Annotated in this window: 14 protein-coding genes; 7 read left to right on the top strand and 7 right to left on the bottom strand. The window is 57.4% G+C overall.

The window, feature by feature from the left end; all coding sequences use genetic code 11:
* Both RSSM_RS17305 and RSSM_RS34800 read right to left on the bottom strand, forming a co-directional pair.
* Positions 1-577, bottom strand: a 577-nt coding sequence (locus RSSM_RS17305; protein ID WP_008681501.1) for a glycosyltransferase, incomplete at its 3' end; no start/stop codon positions are given.
* A 45-nt stretch (positions 578-622) separates the two neighbouring features.
* A complete protein-coding gene (locus RSSM_RS34800; protein ID WP_236621211.1) occupies positions 623-1,663 on the bottom strand; it encodes a metal-dependent hydrolase in 1,041 nt (346 codons plus the stop codon).
* A 399-nt stretch (positions 1,664-2,062) separates the two neighbouring features.
* Between RSSM_RS34800 and RSSM_RS17295 the strand changes: the two genes are divergently transcribed.
* The gene (locus RSSM_RS17295) at positions 2,063-2,746 is read left to right on the top strand and encodes a CvpA family protein (RefSeq protein ID WP_236621210.1); all 684 of its coding nucleotides are present in this window, start codon (positions 2,063-2,065) and stop codon (positions 2,744-2,746) included.
* 353 nt (positions 2,747-3,099) lie between these two features.
* On the opposite strand, the gene RSSM_RS17290 is transcribed toward RSSM_RS17295, so the two are convergent.
* Together RSSM_RS17290 and RSSM_RS17285 are read right to left on the bottom strand one after the other, a co-directional pair.
* Positions 3,100-4,068 (bottom strand): acetyl-CoA carboxylase carboxyltransferase subunit alpha, encoded by a 969-nt coding sequence (locus tag RSSM_RS17290; RefSeq protein WP_008681496.1) that lies wholly within the window; start codon positions 4,066-4,068, stop codon positions 3,100-3,102.
* Between the two features lie 3 nt (positions 4,069-4,071).
* A complete protein-coding gene (locus RSSM_RS17285) occupies positions 4,072-5,037 on the bottom strand; it encodes a serine/threonine-protein kinase (RefSeq protein ID WP_008681494.1) in 966 nt (321 codons plus the stop codon).
* A gap of 380 nt (positions 5,038-5,417) precedes the next feature.
* Between RSSM_RS17285 and RSSM_RS17275 the strand changes: the two genes are divergently transcribed.
* Entirely contained in the window at positions 5,418-6,131 is a 714-nt protein-coding gene (locus tag RSSM_RS17275) for an NAD-dependent deacylase (protein ID WP_008681491.1), read from the top strand.
* Positions 6,132-6,507: 376 nt separating this feature from the next.
* Here the strand turns inward: RSSM_RS17275 and RSSM_RS17270 are convergent, their stop codons facing one another.
* Positions 6,508-7,920 carry a sulfatase gene (locus RSSM_RS17270; protein ID WP_008681488.1) on the bottom strand — a complete coding sequence of 471 codons (1,413 nt, stop codon included), beginning with the start codon at positions 7,918-7,920 and terminating at the stop codon, positions 6,508-6,510.
* Positions 7,921-8,573: 653 nt separating this feature from the next.
* Between RSSM_RS17270 and RSSM_RS17265 the strand changes: the two genes are divergently transcribed.
* Positions 8,574-9,347, top strand: a complete 774-nt coding sequence (locus RSSM_RS17265; RefSeq protein ID WP_236621209.1) for a leucine-rich repeat domain-containing protein — start codon at positions 8,574-8,576, stop codon at positions 9,345-9,347.
* A 237-nt stretch (positions 9,348-9,584) separates the two neighbouring features.
* Here RSSM_RS17265 and RSSM_RS17260 read toward each other — a convergent pair whose 3' ends face one another.
* On the bottom strand, positions 9,585-11,351 hold the full coding sequence (locus tag RSSM_RS17260) for an NADPH-dependent assimilatory sulfite reductase hemoprotein subunit (RefSeq protein ID WP_008681484.1): 1,767 nt from the start codon (positions 11,349-11,351) through the stop codon (positions 9,585-9,587).
* A gap of 173 nt (positions 11,352-11,524) precedes the next feature.
* Between RSSM_RS17260 and folD the strand changes: the two genes are divergently transcribed.
* Positions 11,525-12,424 carry a bifunctional methylenetetrahydrofolate dehydrogenase/methenyltetrahydrofolate cyclohydrolase FolD gene (folD, locus tag RSSM_RS17255; protein ID WP_008681482.1) on the top strand — a complete coding sequence of 300 codons (900 nt, stop codon included), beginning with the start codon at positions 11,525-11,527 and terminating at the stop codon, positions 12,422-12,424.
* A 217-nt stretch (positions 12,425-12,641) separates the two neighbouring features.
* Here the strand turns inward: folD and RSSM_RS17250 are convergent, their stop codons facing one another.
* A complete protein-coding gene (locus tag RSSM_RS17250; RefSeq protein ID WP_081613817.1) occupies positions 12,642-13,475 on the bottom strand; it encodes a GIY-YIG nuclease family protein in 834 nt (277 codons plus the stop codon).
* A gap of 383 nt (positions 13,476-13,858) precedes the next feature.
* On the opposite strand from RSSM_RS17250, the gene RSSM_RS17245 reads away from it, so the two are divergent.
* The 3 genes from RSSM_RS17245 (at position 13,859) to RSSM_RS17235 (ending at position 23,083) form a co-directional block, all read left to right on the top strand.
* Positions 13,859-15,898: a flagellin N-terminal helical domain-containing protein gene (locus RSSM_RS17245; RefSeq protein WP_008681474.1), complete on the top strand. Its 2,040-nt coding sequence runs from the start codon at positions 13,859-13,861 to the stop codon at positions 15,896-15,898.
* A gap of 257 nt (positions 15,899-16,155) precedes the next feature.
* Complete coding sequence (locus RSSM_RS17240; RefSeq protein WP_008681470.1) at positions 16,156-22,077, top strand: SpaA isopeptide-forming pilin-related protein; 5,922 nt, start codon at positions 16,156-16,158, stop codon at positions 22,075-22,077.
* Between the two features lie 382 nt (positions 22,078-22,459).
* Entirely contained in the window at positions 22,460-23,083 is a 624-nt protein-coding gene (locus RSSM_RS17235; RefSeq protein WP_044302856.1) for a superoxide dismutase, read from the top strand.
* The last annotated feature ends 298 nt before the right edge of the window (positions 23,084-23,381 follow it).

The raw sequence follows: 23,381 nt of genomic DNA, 5'->3' as shown, positions 1-23,381 counted from the left end.
TCCCCTTCACGGGGCGCATTGTGGCAACCGTCCCAACCACAAATGCGTTTTCCGGAATGCCCAACTGCGATCGCAGTTCATGACGACTCTCCACACCGGCCACCGGAGGCACGCGGTTGTACGTAACGAAACAGTTCTCTCGAGGAATTCCCGACGCAACCATCGCGTCTCGAACAGCGTTGGACTCACAGGCATGGGCCACAACTTTGGGATGGAGATACGTCAACCAATCCGATGGATCGAGACGATGCAGTTTCGAAGTGATCCCACGGAACGAAACGATCGCAGGCGGCTTCGACATTCCCAAAGTCGCCAAAACCGCATGCGATAACGCTCGGCCATAAAACGCGTGAACAAGATCGGGTTGCTTCTGCTTGATCGCGCGACGCATTTCACGAACCGAGCGCAGGTCGAGCTTACTACGACTGACCTGATACTCGCACGCGTCACCTCCGAGTCCCTTTGACCGGAGCGATTCAATTTGCTCGGCGGAAGCCAACCAAGAAACATCCACACCCGAGTCAGCATCCAAATGGGAAACGAGTTCGGGCACAGGCGTGGACAGCAGGATTCGCATCTTCTTAACGCCGACTCGCGTTTTGGAAAGTGAAGGCAGATAGCACTAAAACGCCCCTGTGCCACTGGACGAGGGCAGGGCAGGGCGATTCGTCGGAGCCGCAATTCTCTGCGAGTCCGACGGAGACGCCTGCCAGTGCTCGACAGGAGCATAACCAGGATCGGACTGTGCAGGGACTCCGTACGGCTGCACCGGAACCCCATATGGCTGCGTAGGGACTCCGTACGGCTGCGCCGGAACACCATATGGCTCCGCGGGGGCAGGGTACTGCTGCGCGGGGGCAGGGTACTGCTGCGCGGGGGCCGGGTACTGCTGCGCCGGGGCAGGGTAGGGCGGTGCCGAATTTGAATCGCCGGACGACGGATAGATCGGAATCTGCACCCCGGGAAACGCGTCGGGTCCGGGAATGGTGTACCGCTCGCGGTCCAGACGCACACGCTGCCGGAGACGATCGAGAATCGCATGATCTCCCCACGCCAAATAACACAGCAACGCGAGTTTGCCCCAAACCGAAACGTTCGCCCACCAATCTTTGCCGAAGAACTTTAGCGCGGTACCAAACGACTTTTTCACCCGCATCCGCCCCCGGCTGAAATCCAAACTCCAAATTTCATCCAGGATCAAATGGGTCATGAATCCGATCAAAACGGCGAGCGACTTGTACACCCGGATCGCCTCGCTCGGACACGGCATCAGCAGATACGCACCGAGCCCAGCAACCAACGCCGCCGGAACGCTGTGCCACATCCCGCGGTGCACGGTGTATCGCCGAAAGAACTCGACCGCGACAAACCGGATTCCGATGTAGACCAGCATCGCCGCGAGCGCCATCGACTCGTGCGAAAGCCCCATGTCGCGAAATCGATCGATCATCAACATCGGCGCGATAGCGGCCATGAACAGGCTCGTCTCGCGAAGCGGCACGCCCGAATCAGAATCGAGATCGGGCAACATCCCCGCAACGCTACACAACCCGCCGGCGAGCAATCCACTTTCGAGCGACATCCCCTGGGTTGAGATGCCCCAATATCCATAGGCGACCCCCACCATCGTGCTCGTCGAGATATGGGTTTTGAAGCCAGCCAAAGGAGACGACGCGAATGAGAGGTAACCGAAGCAATAAAAACACGCGGACCGAGCAAGGGCACGAGCGGAGCAGGGCAGGGCGGTCAAAAAAAATCCCTGATCCGTCACGCTCCGACGTAGCAAAAACCCCAACTCGAACGCCACCTCGGAATATTGCGCCACAACGAACGCCGTGATCGAACGGCGATCCGACTCCCGACTACCGAACCCCGCAGGCGCGGCGCCTCGCCCCGAGAACACAACAAACACAAGAACACAACGAGAAACGAAATTTGCTCTTCGCCCTGCTCTGCCAATTTTGGTAGAAGCGATTTCGAATAACACCTGTCCATCACCCCGAAATCCTACGCCGACTCACTCATCCGCAGATCCGGTACCGTGCAAACTTATGACATTTTGATGGCAATCGTACTGATTGGTGCGATGCTCTTTGGCGCCATCAAAGGATTCGCGTGGCAACTCGCTTCGATCGCTTCGATCGTTGTCAGCTACGCAGTCGCGTACCACTACCGCGAACCGTTCAGCCAGAACATTCACGCCGAACCGCCGTGGAACCGTTTTCTGGCAATGCTGATTTTGTACATCGGGACATCGCTAGTGATTTGGGTGGCTTTTCGGATGATCGGCGGGACCATCGACCGCATGAGGCTGAAGGAATTCGACCGTCAAATCGGAGCACTTTTTGGACTCGGCAAAGGCGCGATCTACTGCACGCTGATCACGCTATTCTCCGTCACACTCTTCGGCGAACGCACGCGATCGGCGATCATCGAAAGCCGCAGCGGCCTTTGGATCGCCAGACTCCTCGACCAATCCGACGCGATCATGCCCGAAGAACTCGCCTCGGTCGTGCGCCCGTATCTCGACGATTTCGAATCCAAACTTCAGCCCGCCGGACCGATGCAAACCTGGCTCAGCGAAGCCCCGCGACCGGACGCAAACACTCGCTTCCCAACCTGGCAACCCGAGTCAACTCCGACGTGGTCACCACCGACCAACACTCCGGCCAATCTGCCATCGAATCTCACATCACCACCGCGATGGCAGCAAGCCTCCGGCGCAGCGAATTGGCAACAACAATAACCAACTCAGCGACAACAGCGGCAGGGCACCTCCGCCAATCGCACGCCGCACAAACACCGCGAACCGCGACGACACAAGATCGCCAGCCAACCGCAGCAGAAACCGCTCCCCACGAGCCCGGATAACAATGCAGGACCCAGCCGGGCCGCAGCAGAATCCGCCTAAAACCATCGTTCCAGACAGATCGAATACAACATAAGAGGCATTATCGGACGTTGCGGGGCGGTGAATTCAGCCCTGAAAAGCTGCTCCTGCCGGCGATCGCCCGCCGCAGATACCAGCCAACCCACGCTCGCGAGCGGCGCAAAGGAGCGAGCGATTGAGCCGACGATCCGGCCTCCGGCGAGCCGCTCTCACTGAACTTCGCCGCCTTCCAAGAACACGCCCATCCGGCGGAACTTCTCGTACCGCTCTTCGACCAATTTGTCGATCGGCTGGGCATCCAACTGGGCGAGCTGATTCGACAGATAAGTCTTCATCCGCGTCGCCATTTGATGATGGTCACGATGAGCGCCGCCGAGCGGCTCCTCGAGCACGTCATCGACGATGCCGAGCCGCTTCAAGTGATCGCTCGTGAACCGCAGAGCGGCCGCCGCTTTAGGAGCATGCTCGTGGCTCTTCCACAAAATGCCGGCGCATCCTTCCGGACTGATCACGCTGTAATACGCATGCTGCATGACGGCGATGCGGTCTCCTACGCCAATCCCCAATGCACCGCCTGAACCGCCTTCTCCGATTACAACGCAGATGATCGGGGTTTTTAGCCGGCTCATCAAAAACATGCTCTCAGCGATGACCTGAGCCTGCCCGCGCTCCTCGGCACCGATTCCGGGATACGCACCGGGAGTATCAATAAAACAGATCACGGGGAGTTTGTATTTTTCGGCAAGCTTCATTCTCAACATCGCCTTGCGATAACCCTCGGGGTGAGCGCAACCAAAGTGGCACGCAGCACGTTCCTTGTACGTGCGACCTTTCTGGTGACCGATCACCATGACTTTGAATCGGTCCAGCTTAGCGAAGCCTGACAACATCGCGCGATCGTCGCCGTAATGACGGTCACCGTGCAGTTCAACGAATTCGTCAAATGCGAGGTTCAGGTAGTCTCGCGTGTAAGGACGATTCTTATGCCGAGCCACCTGCACGGTCTGCCACGAATCGAGCGAACTGTAAGTTTCCTTCAGCTTCGTAACGCGAGCCAATCGCAGCGACCGAATCGCCGACTCGATTTCGCCGTTGCGGTCAGTGGTCCGTTCGAGCGACGCGATCTTCTCTTCGAGGTCCGCGATTTCGTATTCAAATTCCAATCCTGGGCCAGCCATCGTTCAGCTTTTCTCTTTCTTTGATTTGTCTTCGATGTCGTAGTTTCCGTCGGGGCGTTTGATCATGTCCTCGGCAGATTTCATCCCGCCCATGTCATCGAACACGCTCTCTTCAGGCACTCTTGGGCGCTTCTTCCAAACCTGCGTCGCCCGGAACTCTTTCAAGAACTCCCAAACGGAATCAGGCCGATCATCAGGCTTCTTCGCCATCATTCGTTTGGTCAAGTTGGCGAACTCGGTCGTCACGTTGTCGTTGTAAACCACCGGACTCGGAATCGACGCGGTCAGGTGTTTCGACAGAAGGTCGTTCGGCGTTTGCCCTGTGAACGGCGGCTTACCCGCGACCAACTCAAAGAGCACGCAGCCGAACGAGTAGATGTCGCTCCGCTCGTCACACAGTTTGCCTCGGATTTGCTCCGGCGACATATAACTCCGCGTTCCCTGCACCGTTTTGGCTTTGTAGAACAGCTTGCTGATTCCGGTTCGCTTTGGCTCAGCGATCGTGAAGTCAATCAGCTTGGTCTCACCGTCGCGAGCAACGAGATAGTTGTCCGGCTTGATATCGCGGTGAATCCAGTTCTTAGTGTGCATATAGTAAAGGCCCTCGGCGGCCTGCTCGATAATCTTGTCGAGCATGAACGCGAGCGAGTCAGGCCCTTTGCGAAGCGCCTGCTTCATATTCAACTCGCTGAACAACTCGAGAACCAAAAACGGACGGCCTTTGTCCGTCTGGTGTTCGAGCACCTTGATAATCCGAGGACTCGCCAGTGACTTTCCGACGTTGAATTCGTGCTTGAGCAGAGCCAGCTCGTTTTTATCTGACGCACAACTGGCCCGCAGCACCTTGAGCGCGTACCGCTTGTTGTCCGAACTGGTCTCGTCGATCGCCTCCCAAACTTCAGCGGTGGACCCAACCCGGATCAATCGGGCGAGTCGGTATGGACCGAGAAAATCGCGGGATTTAGACATATGGCGGCCAACGATGGGGACGTTTGGAAAACGCGGATTACGTGAACTTTGCCGACGCATGATAGCTCAACTCCCCCCGATCACGAAAGGGAAGAGATCCGCAGTCACCGCACTCACCAAATCGGGTTCAAACTCGCGACCGGCCACGGCAGCCCCGGTTTGCGTATACTTCCTCGCGCCGCAAACCTCCCGCCCGAAAACGACGACAAATCGACAAGCCAACGGGCTTCAAACGCGGAAATCTGGGCAAACTTGGCTCGCGGCGGCCGCTGCCGGAGCCTCGAGCAGTTTCCCGCCGCGGCCTGAACGGGCGGCTCCATTTGCGACCGCCCTGCCCTGCCCCGCAATTCCAACCTCCCATTTCAGCTTCGCCGCGAACCATGAACATCCTGATCCTCACCGGAGCCGGCATTTCCGCCGAGTCCGGGATCCCCACCTTTCGTGATGCCAACGGCCTCTGGGAAGGCCACCACGTTGAAGAAGTCGCCACGCCACAGGGCTTCGAACGCAACCCAAGCCTGGTTCACCGTTTCTACAATGAGCGCCGCCGAGCACTGCTCTCGCCCGAGATCCAACCCAACGCCGCTCACATCGCGTTGGCAGAATTCGAAAAGCGTCACGCCAAATCGTCCCGAGGCGATTTTCTGATCGTCACGCAGAATATCGACGACCTGCACGTCCGAGCCGGCAGCCGAAATGTCCTGCCGATGCACGGCGAACTATTGAAGGTGAGATGCGTTCACTCGCACAAGACTTTCGATTGGAACGAAGACCTCGACCTCACCACGCCGCATCCCGAACACCCCGACGACGAATCACGACGGGGCTGCCTTCGCCCCCACGTGGTCTGGTTCGGAGAACTTCCGATCGGTTTGGAACAAATCGGGGAGGCGGCCGCCAAAGCAGATGTCTTTATCGCGATCGGAACGTCCGGGCTCGTCTACCCTGCCGCCGGCATCGTCCAGCAAACCCAACCCACCTGTCGAAAGATTGAAATCAACCTCGGCGACACCCCCGCCTCAAACGCTTTCAACGAGTGCCGACATGGAAAGGCGGGCGAGCAAGTGCCACGATTACTCGCCGAACTCGAATAGCAAACCCGCGGCGACAAGAACATGCCCTAGAACTCATCAGCCGATCGGCGTTAGTCGCGGTTTCCATCGGACAACCGGAACGAGCACCCGCCAGATAGAACGTTTCTAAAATGACGCAGCCGATGTCGCCAGACTTCGGTGGCTTGAATTCTGGCGAAGTCAGATACGAAGATCGAACAGGTCAAATTCCAAAAACGCTCCAATCGGTTTTTCGAGGTCTTCTTATCGAGGTCTTCGTACAGACCCCAAAAAAGCAAACCGCCCTGCCCTGCCCCGCGCACACTGCCCACGACCAGCCACTGAGCGTAATTACGCGGTCCTAATCACGCGGGCCCAACCACCCGAGTGGCGCATTGACGCCTCAATGACATTTGTCCTAGCGCGTTCGCTTTCGCGAGAGACGTTCCTCGAGCAATCGACTCAAACGATTGACCACCTCGGGATGTTTACTGGCGACGTTCGACAACTCGAGCGGATCGGCGCGGTGATCGTATAACTCCGCAAAGCCGTCCCTGTGAACAATCAAACGAAACGCGTCCGTACGGATCGAGTTCGCCTTGCCATAGGACACCGCCGACTGCCCTGCCCCGACCGCGTCGGGATCACGCATCACCTCGACTAAAGAATCGCCATCAACATCATCGGGCGACGTGTGAAACGCAGCGAGTTCGCAAAGCGTCGGAAAGATATCGATCGACTCAACGACCGTATCCACGTTCACACCTTCACCGACTTGGCTGGGCGAGCGAATGATCAGTGGCGAACGAAGAGCATCCTCAAACAAAGCGTGCTTTCCCCAGATCGCATGCTCTCCGAGATGCCATCCGTGGTCACCCCACAACACAACAACGGTCGACTCTCTCAAACCTAAACGATCGAGTTCGGAGAGCACCGCTCCGACATTGCGGTCCGCATAGGTCACGCATGCTGCGTAGTGCTTACGCACTTCAATCGCAAACTCAGAATCCTGGTTCGGATCCTTGCCCCAACGTCGATAGTTCATAAACTCGCCCGATCGATGCCAGGTGGTTTTGCCTTCCGGTTTGACAGCGTTGGCAACCAAAGGCAGATCCACGTTTCGGTAGTGAACCATATCCTTCTCCGGTGCACCGAATGGCAAGTGCGGGCGAATAAAACCGACTGCCAAAAAGAACGGCGACTCATCACGCCCCTCAGCAAGAAGTCGTAGTTCGTCCAATGACTTCTCGAGCACCAAGTCATCCGGATAGCGATCGCCCGAACCGGACGCTGACTGAAAGACATCCATCTGCGAGGCATCGACCCGAATTTCACCGTTGGCGAGGCCATGCATCGCTCCACGAGGATGCTGCCATGGGCCCGTCGGCATTAAGTGCCGATCCCAATCGCCGGGCATTTCAATCGAATGGTCATCATCCCAGTCCTTTCCCCCACGACCACCGGGATGGTGCGAAATCTTTCCAACGGAGACCGTTGTGTAACCATGATCCCGAAACCAACGCGGCATACTTGGCGCCACTGCTTCGGGATCGACCGCGATTCGTTTCGCACGATCAAACAGCGCATTATTCCCGCCGGGACCGTACTGGCCCGTCAACATTGCATAACGCGACGCACCGCACGTGGGTGCCTGGACGTAGTGGCGGTTGAACTGGCAACCTTGGCTCGCCAAATGATCGATATTCGGCGAATGAATGTAGTCGACGCCGTAACAATTCAACTCCGGACGCAGGTCATCGACGCAAATCAGAAGGACATTCCGCCGCCCACTTTCCTCCCCCCGGGAACTCGTCCCGATCAACGGCATCATGAGTACTAACGCAACGACAAGACGACCGCCAAAGCGACCGCAATGGAATGGGGGACACATATTATTTCTCATATTGGTACTGGAGCATACAGAACGCCCTACGATCATAGACCAAACCCTATGACCGATGTCGGACAACGAACACAGATCACTGGCGGCACGCAAGACGAAGCGGCGGGGCCGCGCGGCTGGACATAGCAAAGTCGGACTTCTTTCAATTACCTCGCCGCCTTGAATTGCCTTGGCGCGGCTACCGTCCCCTCCTGCAATACCGCCCTGCCCTGCTGCTATGCGCAACTGCGTCTTGCGATCACGACTTCGCCCTGCCCTGCTCTCTTCGCATTCTCTTGCGACATGCTGCCTGACGAAGTTCGCCCTTCATTCACGCAGTGCGAAAAATGAAGCCGAACAAATATACCACTCCACACACCGGAACATACTCCCGCACAACAGCCCAATTGGGTGGATCAACTACGCGACAATCAAACAACCCGTTCGACTTTGAAAGAATTGGTCTCAGCGTCCAACGAATTCCTCGCAATTTTTAGAACGTTGGTATAAAACCGACACAGATAGAGCCTGCCATATCCATTGTTCCCAAACAGGTTCTTTATCTTTTCGATCCCTTATCTAGAAGTTGTTGTAGGCGTCCAATGTCAAAAATCCCTGCCAAATACATACCTGGTAAATTCTCGCTGGCGTCGTGGCCCGCGTGGATCCAAATGGTTGTCGCCTGTTTCGCAGGTGCACTCTTCGGGGGATACGCGGCATCCAGTGCTGCGATTTCGAAACAAGAAGAGTCCGCCCAACGCCACATGGTATCCGGCGCGATGGACCACTTCATCAGACTCGGTGGCGAGATCATTCGCGAACCAGATGCGTTTACGAAAGAAGGTCTGCCGATCATTAGCAAACTCGGCTTCTACGCGATCGACAGTCGCTACCGCCTTCAACAAGCCATCTTTTGCGGAGGCACTTTCGAGAACGTAAACCAGATTGATTTCGCCCCGATCGGTGCCAATCGCGTCGGGGCGGGAATCCTCGACGCCAATGTTTTGAGAGTCGCCGCACGCAACTTTCCACAAACAGAATATCTCGACGTTTCTCATTGCGACCTGACGGAATTGGCACCGATTCAGAACATGAAAAACGTTCGCGTGCTCAAGATCCTCAACAACCCGCTCGAATACTCCGAACTGCAGAGCTTTCGGCAACTCGACAGCGTCACGGAGCTTTGGGTCGGATGGCCCGATCCGAAGTTGGAAGCGGATAGCCTGTACCGGAACCTCGACGTCCGGAAAACAATGCTTCAGTCGATCGCAGACATGAAGAACCTGAAGAAGCTCTACCTCTTCGACATGCGTCTGCGAGAAAGCGAGCGGAAGATCCTCGAGAGACTCGAAGTGATCAACGCCCGCATGAATTAGAACCAATCCGAAAAGCTCGGTAGATTGCTTTGCCGGCGGCGGTTCCCGCCGGTTGCCTCGTGTTAACGGCGACGAACGCCGATCAGCAGTTGAGCTTTGGGATCGAGCCTTCGTTCGCGAGGAACCAAACGGTCCAAACACTGTGTTCGGCTGAGCCCATCACGACTCCGCCCCATCGCGGCTCAATCGAACCGCGACTCGGCAAAAAAGGAACACACGCTGTTTGCGTCAGCGTCTCTACGGGCGAGGTGCCGCTTCCGCTAGCTCAGCGAGTTTCTCAACTCCGACGCGGGAGCAGAAATCGCCGAACGACTCTTCGCCTTCGCGGTTGGCTTTGAACGCGGCGAACAGACCGATCATCTCATCGACGACCTCGTCATCTTTCACTGCGTCTTTGTAGATTTCGGCCATGCGGTTTCCGAGCCAACCGCCGCCGGTGAACAACGTGTACTTGCCCACTGCCCTACCGACCAGAGCAAGGTCTGCGTTGTATGGTCGAGCACATCCGTTGGGGCATCCGGTCATTCGAATGGTGAACCGCTCGTTTGACAAACCGAGTTTGGCCAGCGGTTCCTCGATCGAATCGATCAGGCTCGGCAACCGACGCTCACTCTCGGTGATTGCAAGTCCGCAGGTCGGCAACGCCACGCAGGACATCGACCAACGCCGAACCGTACTGGTTTGTTCGGTGGTTGGAATTCCATGTTCTTGAATGATTTCGATCAAGCGATCCTTTTCGCTCTCCTCGATGTCACAAAAGATAATGCTCTGATGACCGGTGAAGCGAATCTCGCGATTGAACTCAGCACAGATTTTGCGGAACGCCGTTTTGAACTGAATCTTCTCGTTGTCGTAGAGTCGACCGTTCTCGACGTTCAGACCGTACGACCATTTTCCGTCGCCTTGGGCTTGCCATCCCATGTGGTCGTCGAAACCGTGCACGTCGTCTTCGGTGCAGTCCGCGAGTTTCTCGCCAAAGACCGACTCCACTTCCGACCGGAAACGCTCGATTCCCCAGTTCGCAATGAGGTATTTCAGTCGAGCGACTTTTCGATCGCTTCGGTTGCCGTTATCGCGTTGAACGATGATCACAGCCTTGGCAACATCAATGGCCTGTTCCGGAGTCACAAACGCCATCCGTTTGGCGAGTGCCGGGAACGTCTTCTTCGCACTTGGGGTGCGTCCCATTCCACCGCCGACGGTGACGTTGTATCCGATGATTTTTTCATCGCGCACAACGGCAATGAAACCGAGGTCCTGAGTGTAGATGTCGATGCAGTTGTCTTCAGGCAACGCGATCCCGACCTTGAACTTCCGCGGCAGGTAGGTCGGACCATATAGAGGTTCATCGATCACCGGATTGTTACTCGGCGTGGGCTCCCCGCCGTCGGCGAGTGTCTTCTCACCGGTATCCGGATCGGTAATCCACAACTCGTGGTAGGCCGGCGTCTGAGGTGCGAGCGCGGTCGTCAACTCATCGGTGAATTGTTCCAACTGAGAATGAATTGCCCCGACCCGTTTGGCCGGGCAACACATGATGTTTCGGTTGACGTCACCGCAGGCGGCGAGCGTCGACAACCCGCATTCGTTCACCCGCTTGATCACTTCGCGGAGGTCCGATTTGAGAATTCCGTGCAATTGCAGCGTTTGTCGCGTGGTGATCTTCAGCGTCGAATTGCCGAGTTCGTCGCACATATCCAGGTGAGCGACGAGTTGATCCGACGTCAGCCGACCGCCCGGGATCCGACAACGCAGCATCATCGAGTAGGCTTTTCCGCCGCCGCTTTTCTTCAGTTTGACCCGCAAATCGCGGTCATCTTGCTGATAACTGCCGTGAAATTTCAGCAACTGCAGGTTGTCGTTGTTGAAGTGGTCGACCGGATCCTTCAATTCTTGGTCGATCGTCCCCATCAGGTAGTTGCTCTCCTGCTTGATCTTTTCGACCGCGCTGAGCTTGATCGGAGCCTCGGTCGGGGTGCTGGAATCGGGAGCGTCGGTAGACATCGAGAGGAAAATCCTGTGTATTTTGCGTCCGGTCGTTCGACCGTTTTTGAGCGAAATGTACGCAGTCGGCCGGGCAAGATGGCGCGACTGGGGGTCTAGTTATAGCGATTGGGCAAAGATCTCACTACGTCGAACTTGAAACTCACTGGTTTTCCCAAACTGAAAGAATGACAATGTCCGCAACACGGCTCGACGGAAAGAAAATCGCACTCAAAATTCGGGCGGAAGTCGCCCAATCGGTTCAAAAATTCGTTGAAGACGGAAACGCGGCCCCGAAACTAGCCGCCGTCCTCGTAGGAGATGACCCTGCCAGCCAGGTTTATGTTCGCAATAAAGAGCGAGCATGCGAAAAAGCAGGCATCGCCAGCCGACTCGATCGGATGCCAGCCTCAACAACGCCCGCGGAATTGTTGGCCCGAATTGACGAACTCAATTCGGATCAGTCCGTCAACGGAATTCTAGTCCAGCTCCCACTCCCCCAAATCGAAGGGGACGGACCAGCCCTCGACGAACGCGAGGTCCTCGACGCCATCGATCCACTCAAGGACGTTGACGCATTCTCACCCATCAACGTTGGATTGCTGATGCAAGGGCGTCCGCGTTTTCTGCCCTGCACACCGCATGGAATCGTGCAAATGTTGCATCGATGCGACATCGAAACCGCGGGCAAACACGTCGTGGTGGTCGGCCGCAGTGAAATCGTGGGCAAACCGATGGCCATGATGCTCGCCCAGAAAGACAGCACCTGCGGCCCCCAAACCGCCAACGCCACGGTCACGATTGCCCACAGTCGCACGAGCAATCTGAAAGAAGTCTGCCTGTCGGCCGATATCCTGATCGCCGCGGTCGGACGCCCTGAAATGATTCGCGGTGACATGATTCGTCCGGGTGCCGTCGTTGTCGACGTCGGTATCAACCGCGTGGGTGATCGCTTGGTTGGCGACGTTGCTTTTGACGAGGCCGCCGAAACCGCGTCCGCGATCACGCCGGTTCCCGGTGGAGTCGGCCCGCTGACGATTGCCATGCTGCTGCACAACACTCTGCTGGCCGCGAAACTGCAATCGGGACAGTAACCCGCTTACGAATTCAACAACACTGCCGCCGCGATGTCACGACTCGCCGGTGTTCTTGGTTGGCGTTGCGGCATTATCAATGACAGCATTTGGAAACCCGACGCGCCCGATCCCGTAGCCGGCCTCGCCAGATTTCAGACCCGCGAAGTCTCGTGCCATCGGCTACATCATTCTTCACCGTGCTCTGGCGTCACACGGCGAAACGCCGGAACAGGCGTCAGGGTCGCAGATTGAACTTCGGCTCGCGGCTGCGGATCAGCTCGCTTTCGTACGCCCGCCGCATCACCGTTTTGCTGCCCGGAGAGTCTTTGGCAAAAGCATGCAGTTCCAGCGTCACCGGCGGATGTCCGTCCGCGGCGGCCAAACTTAATCGGTTCGCCAGCCCCCGGTTGTGGCTTCCATCGAGATGCTGTGCGATTCGCGTCGCCAGGTTCTCTGCTTCGCCGATATAGAGGTACCCCTCCTCGCTGCGGAACAAATACACACCCGGCTGACTCGGTATCGAATCCAGATCGATCCCATCGAGATCAAACGTCAGCACCTGTGTTTGCCAATCCGCGACCCGCAGCACCAACTCAGGCCGGAGTCGTCGTATCTTTCGCAGTCGCAACACCGCCTTGCGGATCAATTCGGGCGGGGCGTCCTGCCCGATCGCGGTGGCTTCGTCCTGCAGTTCCGCCCGTAGACGCGGATCACACAAAACGTCATCGATGCTGACTTGGTGACGATCGAGAACGGTTCGGATCGCAATCTCGGCAGTGTCGCTCCAGATTGAGACATCGACACTGTTGCGGCGCGTGGCGCGGACGTTCAACTTGCCACTTTTGCGAACTTTGAGCAGAAAATGCAGCGCCGCGGCTTGCTCTGCAAACTGTTCGGGATCGGCTGGATCAATCGCCAACCGCTGCAGAAATGCTTCGCGCAAACGATCGCTGATCACCAACTCGTCGCTGCTGTAACCCTCATGGGTCGTCGCAAACGCGTCACGGATCTCCTCGACGCTGAACGATCGGGTTGCCGGTTCGTCGCCAACGACGGCGTTTAACGTCATCAAACACGCCAAACCAGCCAACCACACAACGCCTGACTTTCGAAAACTCGACAAACCATTCCCTCCAATTCACACCGCAACGCGACACCTGACACCCGCCGAGTTTAACGGATAGGTAGGCAGCACGCCTCAACGCGAGTTGAGCAGCCACGTAACCCTTGCACGTACTGCAGGTTGAGCCGGTGACGAGAGTTTACCTTTTGCAAATTTCAGTAGTGATCATTTGCAAATCCCCAAAACTGTGCCGATGACATTAGGCAGATCACTCTCCGGTCTCAGCAACGCCGATATGTGGCGGCGGAGACTCATCTTCGAAGTGACATCGTGGAACGTTAGGGCGATGACCGTCGTGACAACCACAATCATCCTCAGAGACTTTCGCTATGACACGTATCAACACTAATGTCCCATCGCTCGTCGCCCAAAACCGATTGCAAGCCAGCAACGGTGATTTACAAACGGCGTTGACGCGATTGAGCACTGGTTTGCGGATCAACAGTGGAGCAGACGACCCAGCCGGTTTGATCGCCAGCGAAGCACTGCGGAGCGAAGTCACCAGCCTCGGCCGAGCGATCACGAACACGCGTCGTGCCAGCCAAATCATCAGCACCGCGGACAGCGCACTCGGACAAGCGAGCAACCTGCTCAACGACATCCGCGGTCTCGTTGTTGAGGCGGCCAACAGCGGTGCATTGAGCGACGAGGAAATCGCCGCTAACCAGTTGCAGATTGATTCGTCACTCGAAGCGATCAATCGAATCGCACAAACCACCACGTTCCAAGGCCGCAAGCTGCTCGACGGATCGCTCGACTTCGTCAGCTCCGCCGGATCGGTCGGAACCCTCAGCGACGTCAACATCGACCAAGCGAACCTGGGAACGACGGGACGAATCGATGTCGCCATCGACATCACCACTGCCGCCCAACAGGCCTCCGTTTCCGTTAGCGATGACGCTTTCAACGCCGCCGACGTCGACCCATCGGCCACAAGCCTGGTGCCAACCAAAACCATTGACATCTCAGTCGGTGGCGAAACCGTCACGATCACCGGAAACGGTGATTTCTCGGGTGTCACGATCACCGAAGACAACACTCTGGCCGGAACCGCGACGGCAGTCGACACCGCCGGCGCGATCGAAATCACCTTCGATGGTGACTCAAACCCCTCGAGCGTTAGCGACGTTTTAACCGCACTCAACGCACTCGAAGGAATCGTCGCGACGAGCGATGGACCGGGCTCCGGAACGGTAGTCTCCGGGGACGCCGCGTCCAGTGCCGCCACGTCCGACGGAGCCGATGTCGGCCTGGAAGTCACTGCGGCTGGAATCGATGACCTTACCGTCAACTACACGGTCGGAACGGATGCCGACGTGGTTGCGGACTTCGACCCCGATACCAACACTCTCAACGTTGCTCTCGGCACAACGACCAGCAACAACACGCTGACCAACATCAAATCGAAGATCGATGCACTCACCGATATCACGTCAGCAATCGTTGACGACGCCGGTGACCCGTTGACCGGTTTCGATGACCTTACCGTGTCCGCCACCGATCTGCCCGCCGACGCAACCGGTACCGCGATCAAAGCCGGACTGAAGGACACCCTTGTCTTCCAACTCAATGGAGCCGACGGTGCCGAAACGTTCAACTTTGGTGCCGGCACCTCGCTCGCTCAGATCAAAGCCGCTGTGAACCTAGTCAGCGACTCGACCGGAGTAGTCGCCGACGACACCGGCGGATTGTCATTCCGAAGTAATGCCTACGGTTCCGACGCACTGGTCAACATCGAGATCATCAGCGAAGGTGCATCGGGTGAATTCGAAACGAGCCTGTCCGCCACACGCCAAATCGGCCAAGACATCCAAGCGACCATCAACGGTGTCGAAGCGAGTGCTCGTGGGAACACGTTCTCGATCAACACATCGACGCTCGACCTGAACCTGACCGTTGATGCGGGCAGCTCGACCGACTTCACGTTCAGCATCACCGGCGGAGGTGCCCTGTTCCAACTCGGTCCCGACGTGACAACCAACCAACAAGCACGACTCGGCATCGGCAGCGTCAGCACCGGACAACTAGGCGGTGTATCGGGTCGTCTCTACGAACTCGGCAGCGGCCAAGCCAAGAGTTTGACCAACGACGTCAACGGTGCAGCCAAAATCATCGACGAAGTCATCAACAAGGTCACCAGCCTTCGCGGTCGACTCGGAGCGTTCCAAGCAACCAGTTTGGAATCGAACTTGGTCAGCCTCAACGAAACCCTCGCTAACCTCGAGGAAGCCGAAAGCTCGATCCGTGACGCCGACTTCGCTCAAGAATCAGCGAACCTGACGCGGGCACAGATCTTGGTTCAGTCCGGCACGAACGTGTTGTCGCTGGCAAACCAAAACCCGCAAAACGTGCTTTCACTCCTCGGATAGGAAGCGTGAATCGGGCGGCCAAGAGCCTCGGGTGAGGCGGGCTGAAAGAGCATTATGATCTCGCTCCAACACCCTGCCCTGCCCTACTGATCCGCCGTACTCAACCGCCCTGCCCTGCCCCGCAGCGACGCCTACTCTGCGGACGTCCGCCCCGTGGACGCCCGCCCTACCCCGCCGTCTTCCCCACCACTCGCAACCTGCTTATCCTTCCTATCCAGGACAGATACTCAGGCCGCGTTTTTGGGGACATCTAGGCGATGACGGAACAGTCGAAGCAGAAGAAGACTCTTGGGGGCAAATTTTCTTCGCGCCGGCGTCGCCGCGATTCACGATCTCGCCGTCGCCTCCCCGCGTTTGAATCACTCGAAAGCCGTAAATTACTGGCCGTTGCCACGGATCTGGCAAACCTCTCGGGGCGAGTCTTCGACGACTTTTCCGGCGACGGATACACGGCAGGTGAAGAAGTCGCCGGCGCGTCACTGACCCTTTATCGCGACGACGGTGACGACCTCTTTGAACCGGACGCCGGTGACGTTCAGGTGGCAACCGCGACGACCGATGCCGATGGGCGTTACACCTTCGAACGTCTGACCGCAGGCCAGTATTTCGTCCTGCAACCCAGCCAAATTGCATCAGGAATTACGCTTTCGCGATCGGTATCACCGTTGGTCACGATCACCAGCGAACAAGTTGCCGGTCAACTCATCCGAACGATCGACGGATTCGACGGCGAATTCCAAACGATCGAAGACGAAACACAAAACGATGGCCCGGCAACTTCGACACTCGATGCCCCCGAAGCGATCGGCGGCTCGCGTGATCTCCTGGTCGAGAAAACGAGCGACATCGGTTCGGTCAGCCTGATCGTCAACGATTCCGCCTCGCCAAACTTGCTGCAGGTCAGCTCGGACGGATTTGGCGGTGGCCGACGCGTGGTCATTTGGGACGGCGCCGGCGATGATCCGGCCATCGTCGACGATGACGGTCTCGGATCGATCGACTTGACCAGTTCCGATACCGCCGCGGGTTTACGTCTGGTGATCGGAGCCGACTTGGCGGCCGGAACGGCAATCGTGCGATTTTACAGCAATGATTCCATCGACGGTTCCCTTTCCAGGATCAGCGAAGCCGAACTCGACATTCCGCCACTGACGACACAACCAACGTCGGTCGAGTTTCTGCCGTTTACGGAATTCACAACCGCCACCGGAGCGACCGGTCCGGCCGACCTAACTGACATCGGTGCGATCGAATTCGAAGTCATCGCTGGCCCCAACTACGACGCGCTCGCAGACTTGATCGGAACGATCGGCCCGAACGTTATCCCTGTGGCAGATTTCGAAAACTTCGAAGAGATCGACCTAACCCTCGACAAAGATCTCCTCACCACGAATGTCAACGTCGACGATTTGGTTTCGTTTCGATTGACACTTACCAACGAAGGTGAAGACACCGCCACGAACATCGTCGTCAACGATACGCTGCCATCGGGAATCACCTACAGCAGCAACCAACCTTCCACCGGAACACTATACGAACCAACCACCGGAGACTGGACAATCCCGTCGCTTCCCGCCGGAGCGAGCATCTCGCTGACCCTCACCGGACAACTGACAACCAGCGCGCCGCAGACAAACTCGGCCCAGGTGACTGCGGTCGATCAGTTCGACACCGACAGCACGCCGAACAACTCCGATCCGAACGAAGACGATCAAGCATCAGCAACCGTCGCCGCAAACCAGATCAACCTCTCTCTCGAGAAAGAAGTCTCGCAAACGCGTCCAAACGTCGGGGATGAGATTTCGTTCACGATCACGTTGACGAATTCTGGAATCGATGACGCTACCAACATCGTCGTCGAGGACACGCTGCCAACGGGCTTTTCGTTGTCCAGCCATGACGCCGACAGCGGTACGTTCAGCACCACGAACGGGCGTTGGACCATTCCACTCCTCGTCGCCGGTGTATCGACCGAACTGACTCTCACGGGAACCGTCATTTCATCCGGTGAATTCACCAACGTTGCCGAAGTCATCGCGGTCGATCAGTTCGACATCAACAGCACACCGGGCAACGATGTCCTGGAGGAAGATGACCAAGACGATGCGAGCTTCCAAACTCAATCGGCAGACCTTTCGATCGAAAAAACAATCGTCAGCCAAGTCGCCAGCATCGGTGACAACGTCACCTTCGCAATCACGGTTAACAACGCCGGTCCCGACCCAGCCACCAACGTTCAAGTCCGCGAAGTTTTACCGGCGGGACTGACCTACGTATCCGATTCGACAACGCTCGGCGAATACAACGAATCGACGGGAATCTGGACCCTGCCAAACGTACCCGTTTCCACATCAGGCTCCTCCCCCATCACATTGAACCTGGTTGCCGAAGTCGTGAACGCCGGTACCAAGACCAACGTCGCCGAGATTATCGCCTCCGATCAGTTCGACACCGACAGCACGCCGGGCAACGGATCTTCAGGGACCGCCGGCGAAGAAGACGATGTCGATTCGGCTCTGATCACTCCCGTGACGATCGACCTGGAACTCGACAAGACCGTGACGTCGGCGCGTCCCGTTCCTGGCGAAACGTTCACCTATAACCTTACCGTCAATAACACGAGCAATGATGACGCAACCGGTGTCTTGGTTGAAGATCCGATCCCCGCGGGTCTCATTTTCCAATCGGCGAGCACCGGTGAATCGTATTCAGCGGCGACCGGAATCTGGAACGTCGGCATCGTCCCTGCCCTCTCGTCGCGAACGCTCGCGATCGATGTCATCCTCGACCCATCTCGCACCGACTTGCTCGCCGGAGTCACCAACACCGCGCAAATCACGGCAGCCGACCAGTTCGACACCGACAGCACACCGGGCAACGATCTTTCCGCCGAAGACGATCAAGACAGCGTAGGGATCGTGCCTGCTCGCGCCGACCTATCGATTTCGAAGTCAACGACGAGCAGCACGGTCGACGTCGGCGAGGAAATTACGTTCACAATCACCGCGCGAAACGACGGCCCCGACCCGTCGGGAACGTTCGTTGTCAGCGATCCACTCCCCACAAACGCCTCCTACGTGGATGCGACGCAGCCGGACGGAACGTTCTACGATTCGGTCAACCACCGGTGGACGATCGACGGTTTGGAAAGCAATCAATCCACGACTCTGACGCTGGTCTTACGCAGCACCGCGAGCGGTACGATCGACAACGTGGCTGAAATCACGTCCGCCGCCCTCCCCGACCCTGACAGCACACCGGGAAACTCGGTCGCGTCAGAAGACGACCAGGACAATGCCTCCGTCACCGCGGAACAAATCAACCTTTCGCTGACAAAAGGGGTCAGTGACTCAACTCCACGCGTCGGCGAAGTTTTCACCTACACGATCGTTGTCAGTAACTCCGGCCCCGACACCGCAACAAACATCGTCGTCGCTGACACTCTCCCCTCGTCGATCACTCTCGTCGACAATGATCCCCAATCCGGTTCATTTGTCACCTCGACGCGGCAGTGGACGATTCCCTCACTCGCCGCCGGGACGTCCACGCAGCTCGAGCTCGACGCCCGAATCAACTCCATCGCAAACTTGCCCGAAAACGACCCGATCAACACCGGGCTGGTCAATACTGCGGAGATCATCGCGGCCGATCAAGTCGACTCCAACAGCACGCCCGGAAACAACGTCGAATCCGAAGACGACCAAGACTCCACAACCGTGCGTGTCCTGATTGCCGATATCTCCGTCGAAAAAAGTACACTGACTCCCGCGCCGAACATTGGCGACACAGCTCGGTTTGAAATCGTTGTCCGCAACGACGGCCCCGACCCGGCAACCAATCTGATCGTTCGTGACCTGCTCCCCGACGGACTTGCCTTTCGCTCGGACACCCAAAGCGATGCAGGAAACACCTACGTCGCCTCCACCGGCCTTTGGACCATTCCGTCTCTCGGCGTCGATCAGACCACCACCCTGCAAATCAATGCCGACGTCACGGCAACCGGTACTTTCACCAACTCCGCCGAGTTGGTCGCGTCCGATCAAGACGACCCGGATTCGACTCCCGACAACGGACTCGCGAGCGAAGACGACCAATCGAGCGATTCGCTTACCACTCCCGTCATCGACCTCCAACTCAGCAAGACCTTCGCTCCCGATCGCCCTGCGGTGGGCAGTGAGGTGACGTTCACCTTGGAACTGAGCAACACCGGACCGGACGACGCCACCGGCATCGCCGTTCTCGACACACTGCCCGGCGGCTTCCAGTTCACGTCATCCACTCCGTCCGCCACGTTCAATTCCTCAACCGGCATTTGGACCGTGGATTCACTCGAATCCGGATCCTCGACGGAATTGACGATTCGCGGCATCGTCATATCATCCGATCCATTCACCAACCAAGCCGAAGTCGTCGCGGCAGACCAATCTGATCGAGACAGCACACCAGACAACGGCGTCCAAGCCGACGAAGACGACGACGCCTCGGTCACCATCACCCCGGCGAGCGCAGACCTCTCGCTGACTAAATCAATTGATGACGAAACACCGAACGTTGGCGAGGATGTCACCTACACCCTCACACTCCGAAACGACGGGCCGGACATCGCTGAAGACATCGAGGTGCTCGACTCACTGCCCACAGGTCTGACAAACATCCGCGCCTCAACAAACACCGGATCGTTCAGCAACACGGATAGCATTTGGCGAATCGACGAACTGTCCCCGGGAGCCACGGTCACTTTGGACCTCACCGCAACGGTCGATTTCGCATCGAACAACAGTTCGCTCCCGATCGTTCGCACCAACAGTGCCGAAATCATCGCGTCGTCGCAGTTCGACCCCGACAGCACGCCAGGCAACAACAGCGACGACGAAGACGACGACGCCTCGGTCGATTTCACACCTCAACTGATCGACTTAGCCCTTACCAAATCCATCGATGAAACCCGCCCCAACGTCGGGGACACCATCGAATACCTTCTGACCGTCAATAACGATGGCCCGAGCGATGCCACCGGAATCATCGTCGAAGATCTCCTACCAACCGGGCTCTCCTTTGTCTCAGCCACGTCGCCGGCAGGAAGCAGCTACAACGATCAATCAGGACGATGGACTATTCCGAGCATCACCGCAGGTTCATCGAGCGAACTGACGATCCGTGCAACAGTCTCACCGAACACCAACAACATTGACGCCATCCTGTCTGACGGAATCACCAACGTCGCGGAAATTGTCGCCGCCGACCAACCCGATCGCGACAGCACGCCCGACAACGGCCCCGGGGAAGACGATTACCAGGCCGTAGCACTCACGATCGCCCGCGCCGATCTATCGCTCACGAAAACCGTCGACATCGAAAACCCAGACCAAGGCGATCTCGTGACCTTCACGATCACCGCCAGCAACGACGGTCCCGACGACGCATCCAACATCGTTGTTGCAGACCTGCTGCCCTCCGGATTCGTTGATATCGATGCCACCGCGAATGACGGTGTCTACTCGACCGCCAACGGCACCTGGACCATTGAACAGCTCGAATCCGGTGATTTCACCGTCCTGCAGATCCGAGCCCGCGTTTCCACAGCCGATATCCTCACCAACACAGCAGAAATCATTTCCGTCGACCAGTTCGACCCCGACAGCACGCCCGGCAACTCCGCCGCAGATGAAGACGACATCGCCACCGCGGTGGTCTCCCCCAAAGTCGTCGACGTCAGCGTCTCAGCAAACGCAACGCCCGAACAAGCAGCCATCGGTGACACAATCGAACTCACGGTCACCGTGCAAAACGGCGAGACAAACAACGTCTTCTCGACTTCCCCGCTCGCCACAATCAACGCAGCTAGCGATCGCATCATCTCAGACGCGACCGGTGTCGTTGTCGAAATCGATATCCCCGACGGACTAACACTCCTGGAAACAACTCCCTCAGGCGAGTTTGATCCACAGTCACAGCAATGGCAGGTCGGAGACCTAGCCGCAGGCGCAACCAGGGAACTCGTACTCCGCTTACGAGTCGACGCTCAGAGCACAAAAACTTTCGCGATCGAAGTTCTCGAAACAAACGAGTTCGACGTCGATAGCACCGCTGGAAATAACATCCCCACCGAAGACGACCAGACGAGTGTCACCGTCACGCCACCGCGAACTCTCTCCAAACGCCTATTTCTCGCTCGCTGAGCAAACTTTTTTCCACCGGGACGAATCCTGTTCGTGAATTCATACGCGAACAAAACCGCCTCGATGACGAACTGCGACGTCTAGGTTCGCTCGCATCAGTTCACTTCCGTACAGGAAGACGCTGATGCGGCACGGAACGTCGGTAAAATTTTTCTCTGCTCCAACGACCGCGGCTCTCTTCCAGACGCCTGCTATCTCTCCCAAACGAGCATCCGGCAAACAGGCAAACCCAAAACGCCTCCGGGAAAACGCCGAAAAAATCGTGCGAGCTACATCCGCTCAACATGCCACGCGCCCCCGATACCCTACCGCTGGACGGCCTGCTATCGTTTCTCAAGAATGGAACTGTCAATTTCTTCACCTCAAACTTTTCAAACACATCATGGCCTACACACTTCCTGAATTGCCATACGCTTACGACGCGCTCGAGCCACATGTGGATGCACGGACGATGGAAATCCATCACACCAAGCACCACAACGCTTACATCACGAAAGTCAACGATGCTCTCGCGGGCACCGACCTCGCGTCGAAACCGGTCGAAGAAGTGATCGCTGACCTTTCGGCTGTTCCCGAAGACAAACGCGGAGCCGTTCGCAACAACGGTGGCGGCCACGCCAACCACTCGCTTTTCTGGACCGTGATGGGCCCCGGCAAAGGTGGAGCCCCCAGCGGTGAACTCGCATCCGCCATCGATTCAGCCTTCGGATCGTTCGACGCCATGAAAGAAAAATTCGCAGCCGCGGGTGCCACCCGTTTCGGCAGCGGATGGGCATGGCTCTACGTTTCCGGTGGCGAACTCAAAATCGGCAGCACCGCCAACCAAGACAGCCCACTGATGGGTGAATCCGTCGCCGGAATCGGCGGAACACCAATCCTCGGATTGGACGTTTGGGAGCACGCGTACTACCTGCACTACCAAAACCGCCGCCCCGACTACATCAGCGCGTTTTGGAACGTCGTTGACTGGGACGCCGTCGCAGCCCGCTACGCCGCGGCCAAGTAGTACCGCAACAAAAAATCGAGCGACTCCGCAGATTCCACGACCTGCGAGACAGCCAAAACAAAAAAGCCCCGGACACAAATTGTGCCCGGGGCTTTTTTCGTTCCCACTCAATCCAATCCACCCCAACAAAGCCCCCTACCCTGCCCTCTCCAAAGAACCGAGCCGAACGGGCCTCGAGCACCACCCCCAACCAACATTCACCTCCCAATCCCCATCTCAGCCAAAACCACAAATCCAAAACACAAAACCCAGACCAGCCCCCACCCACTTCCTAAAAACCCGTGAGCCGAACGCCCGT

The sequence above is a fragment of the Aporhodopirellula sallentina SM41 genome (assembly GCF_000346505.1).
Lineage (GTDB): Bacteria > Planctomycetota > Planctomycetia > Pirellulales > Pirellulaceae > Rhodopirellula > Rhodopirellula sallentina.
The sequence above is the reverse complement of the archived record's forward strand: the minus strand, read 5'-3'. Positions and strand labels throughout refer to the sequence as shown.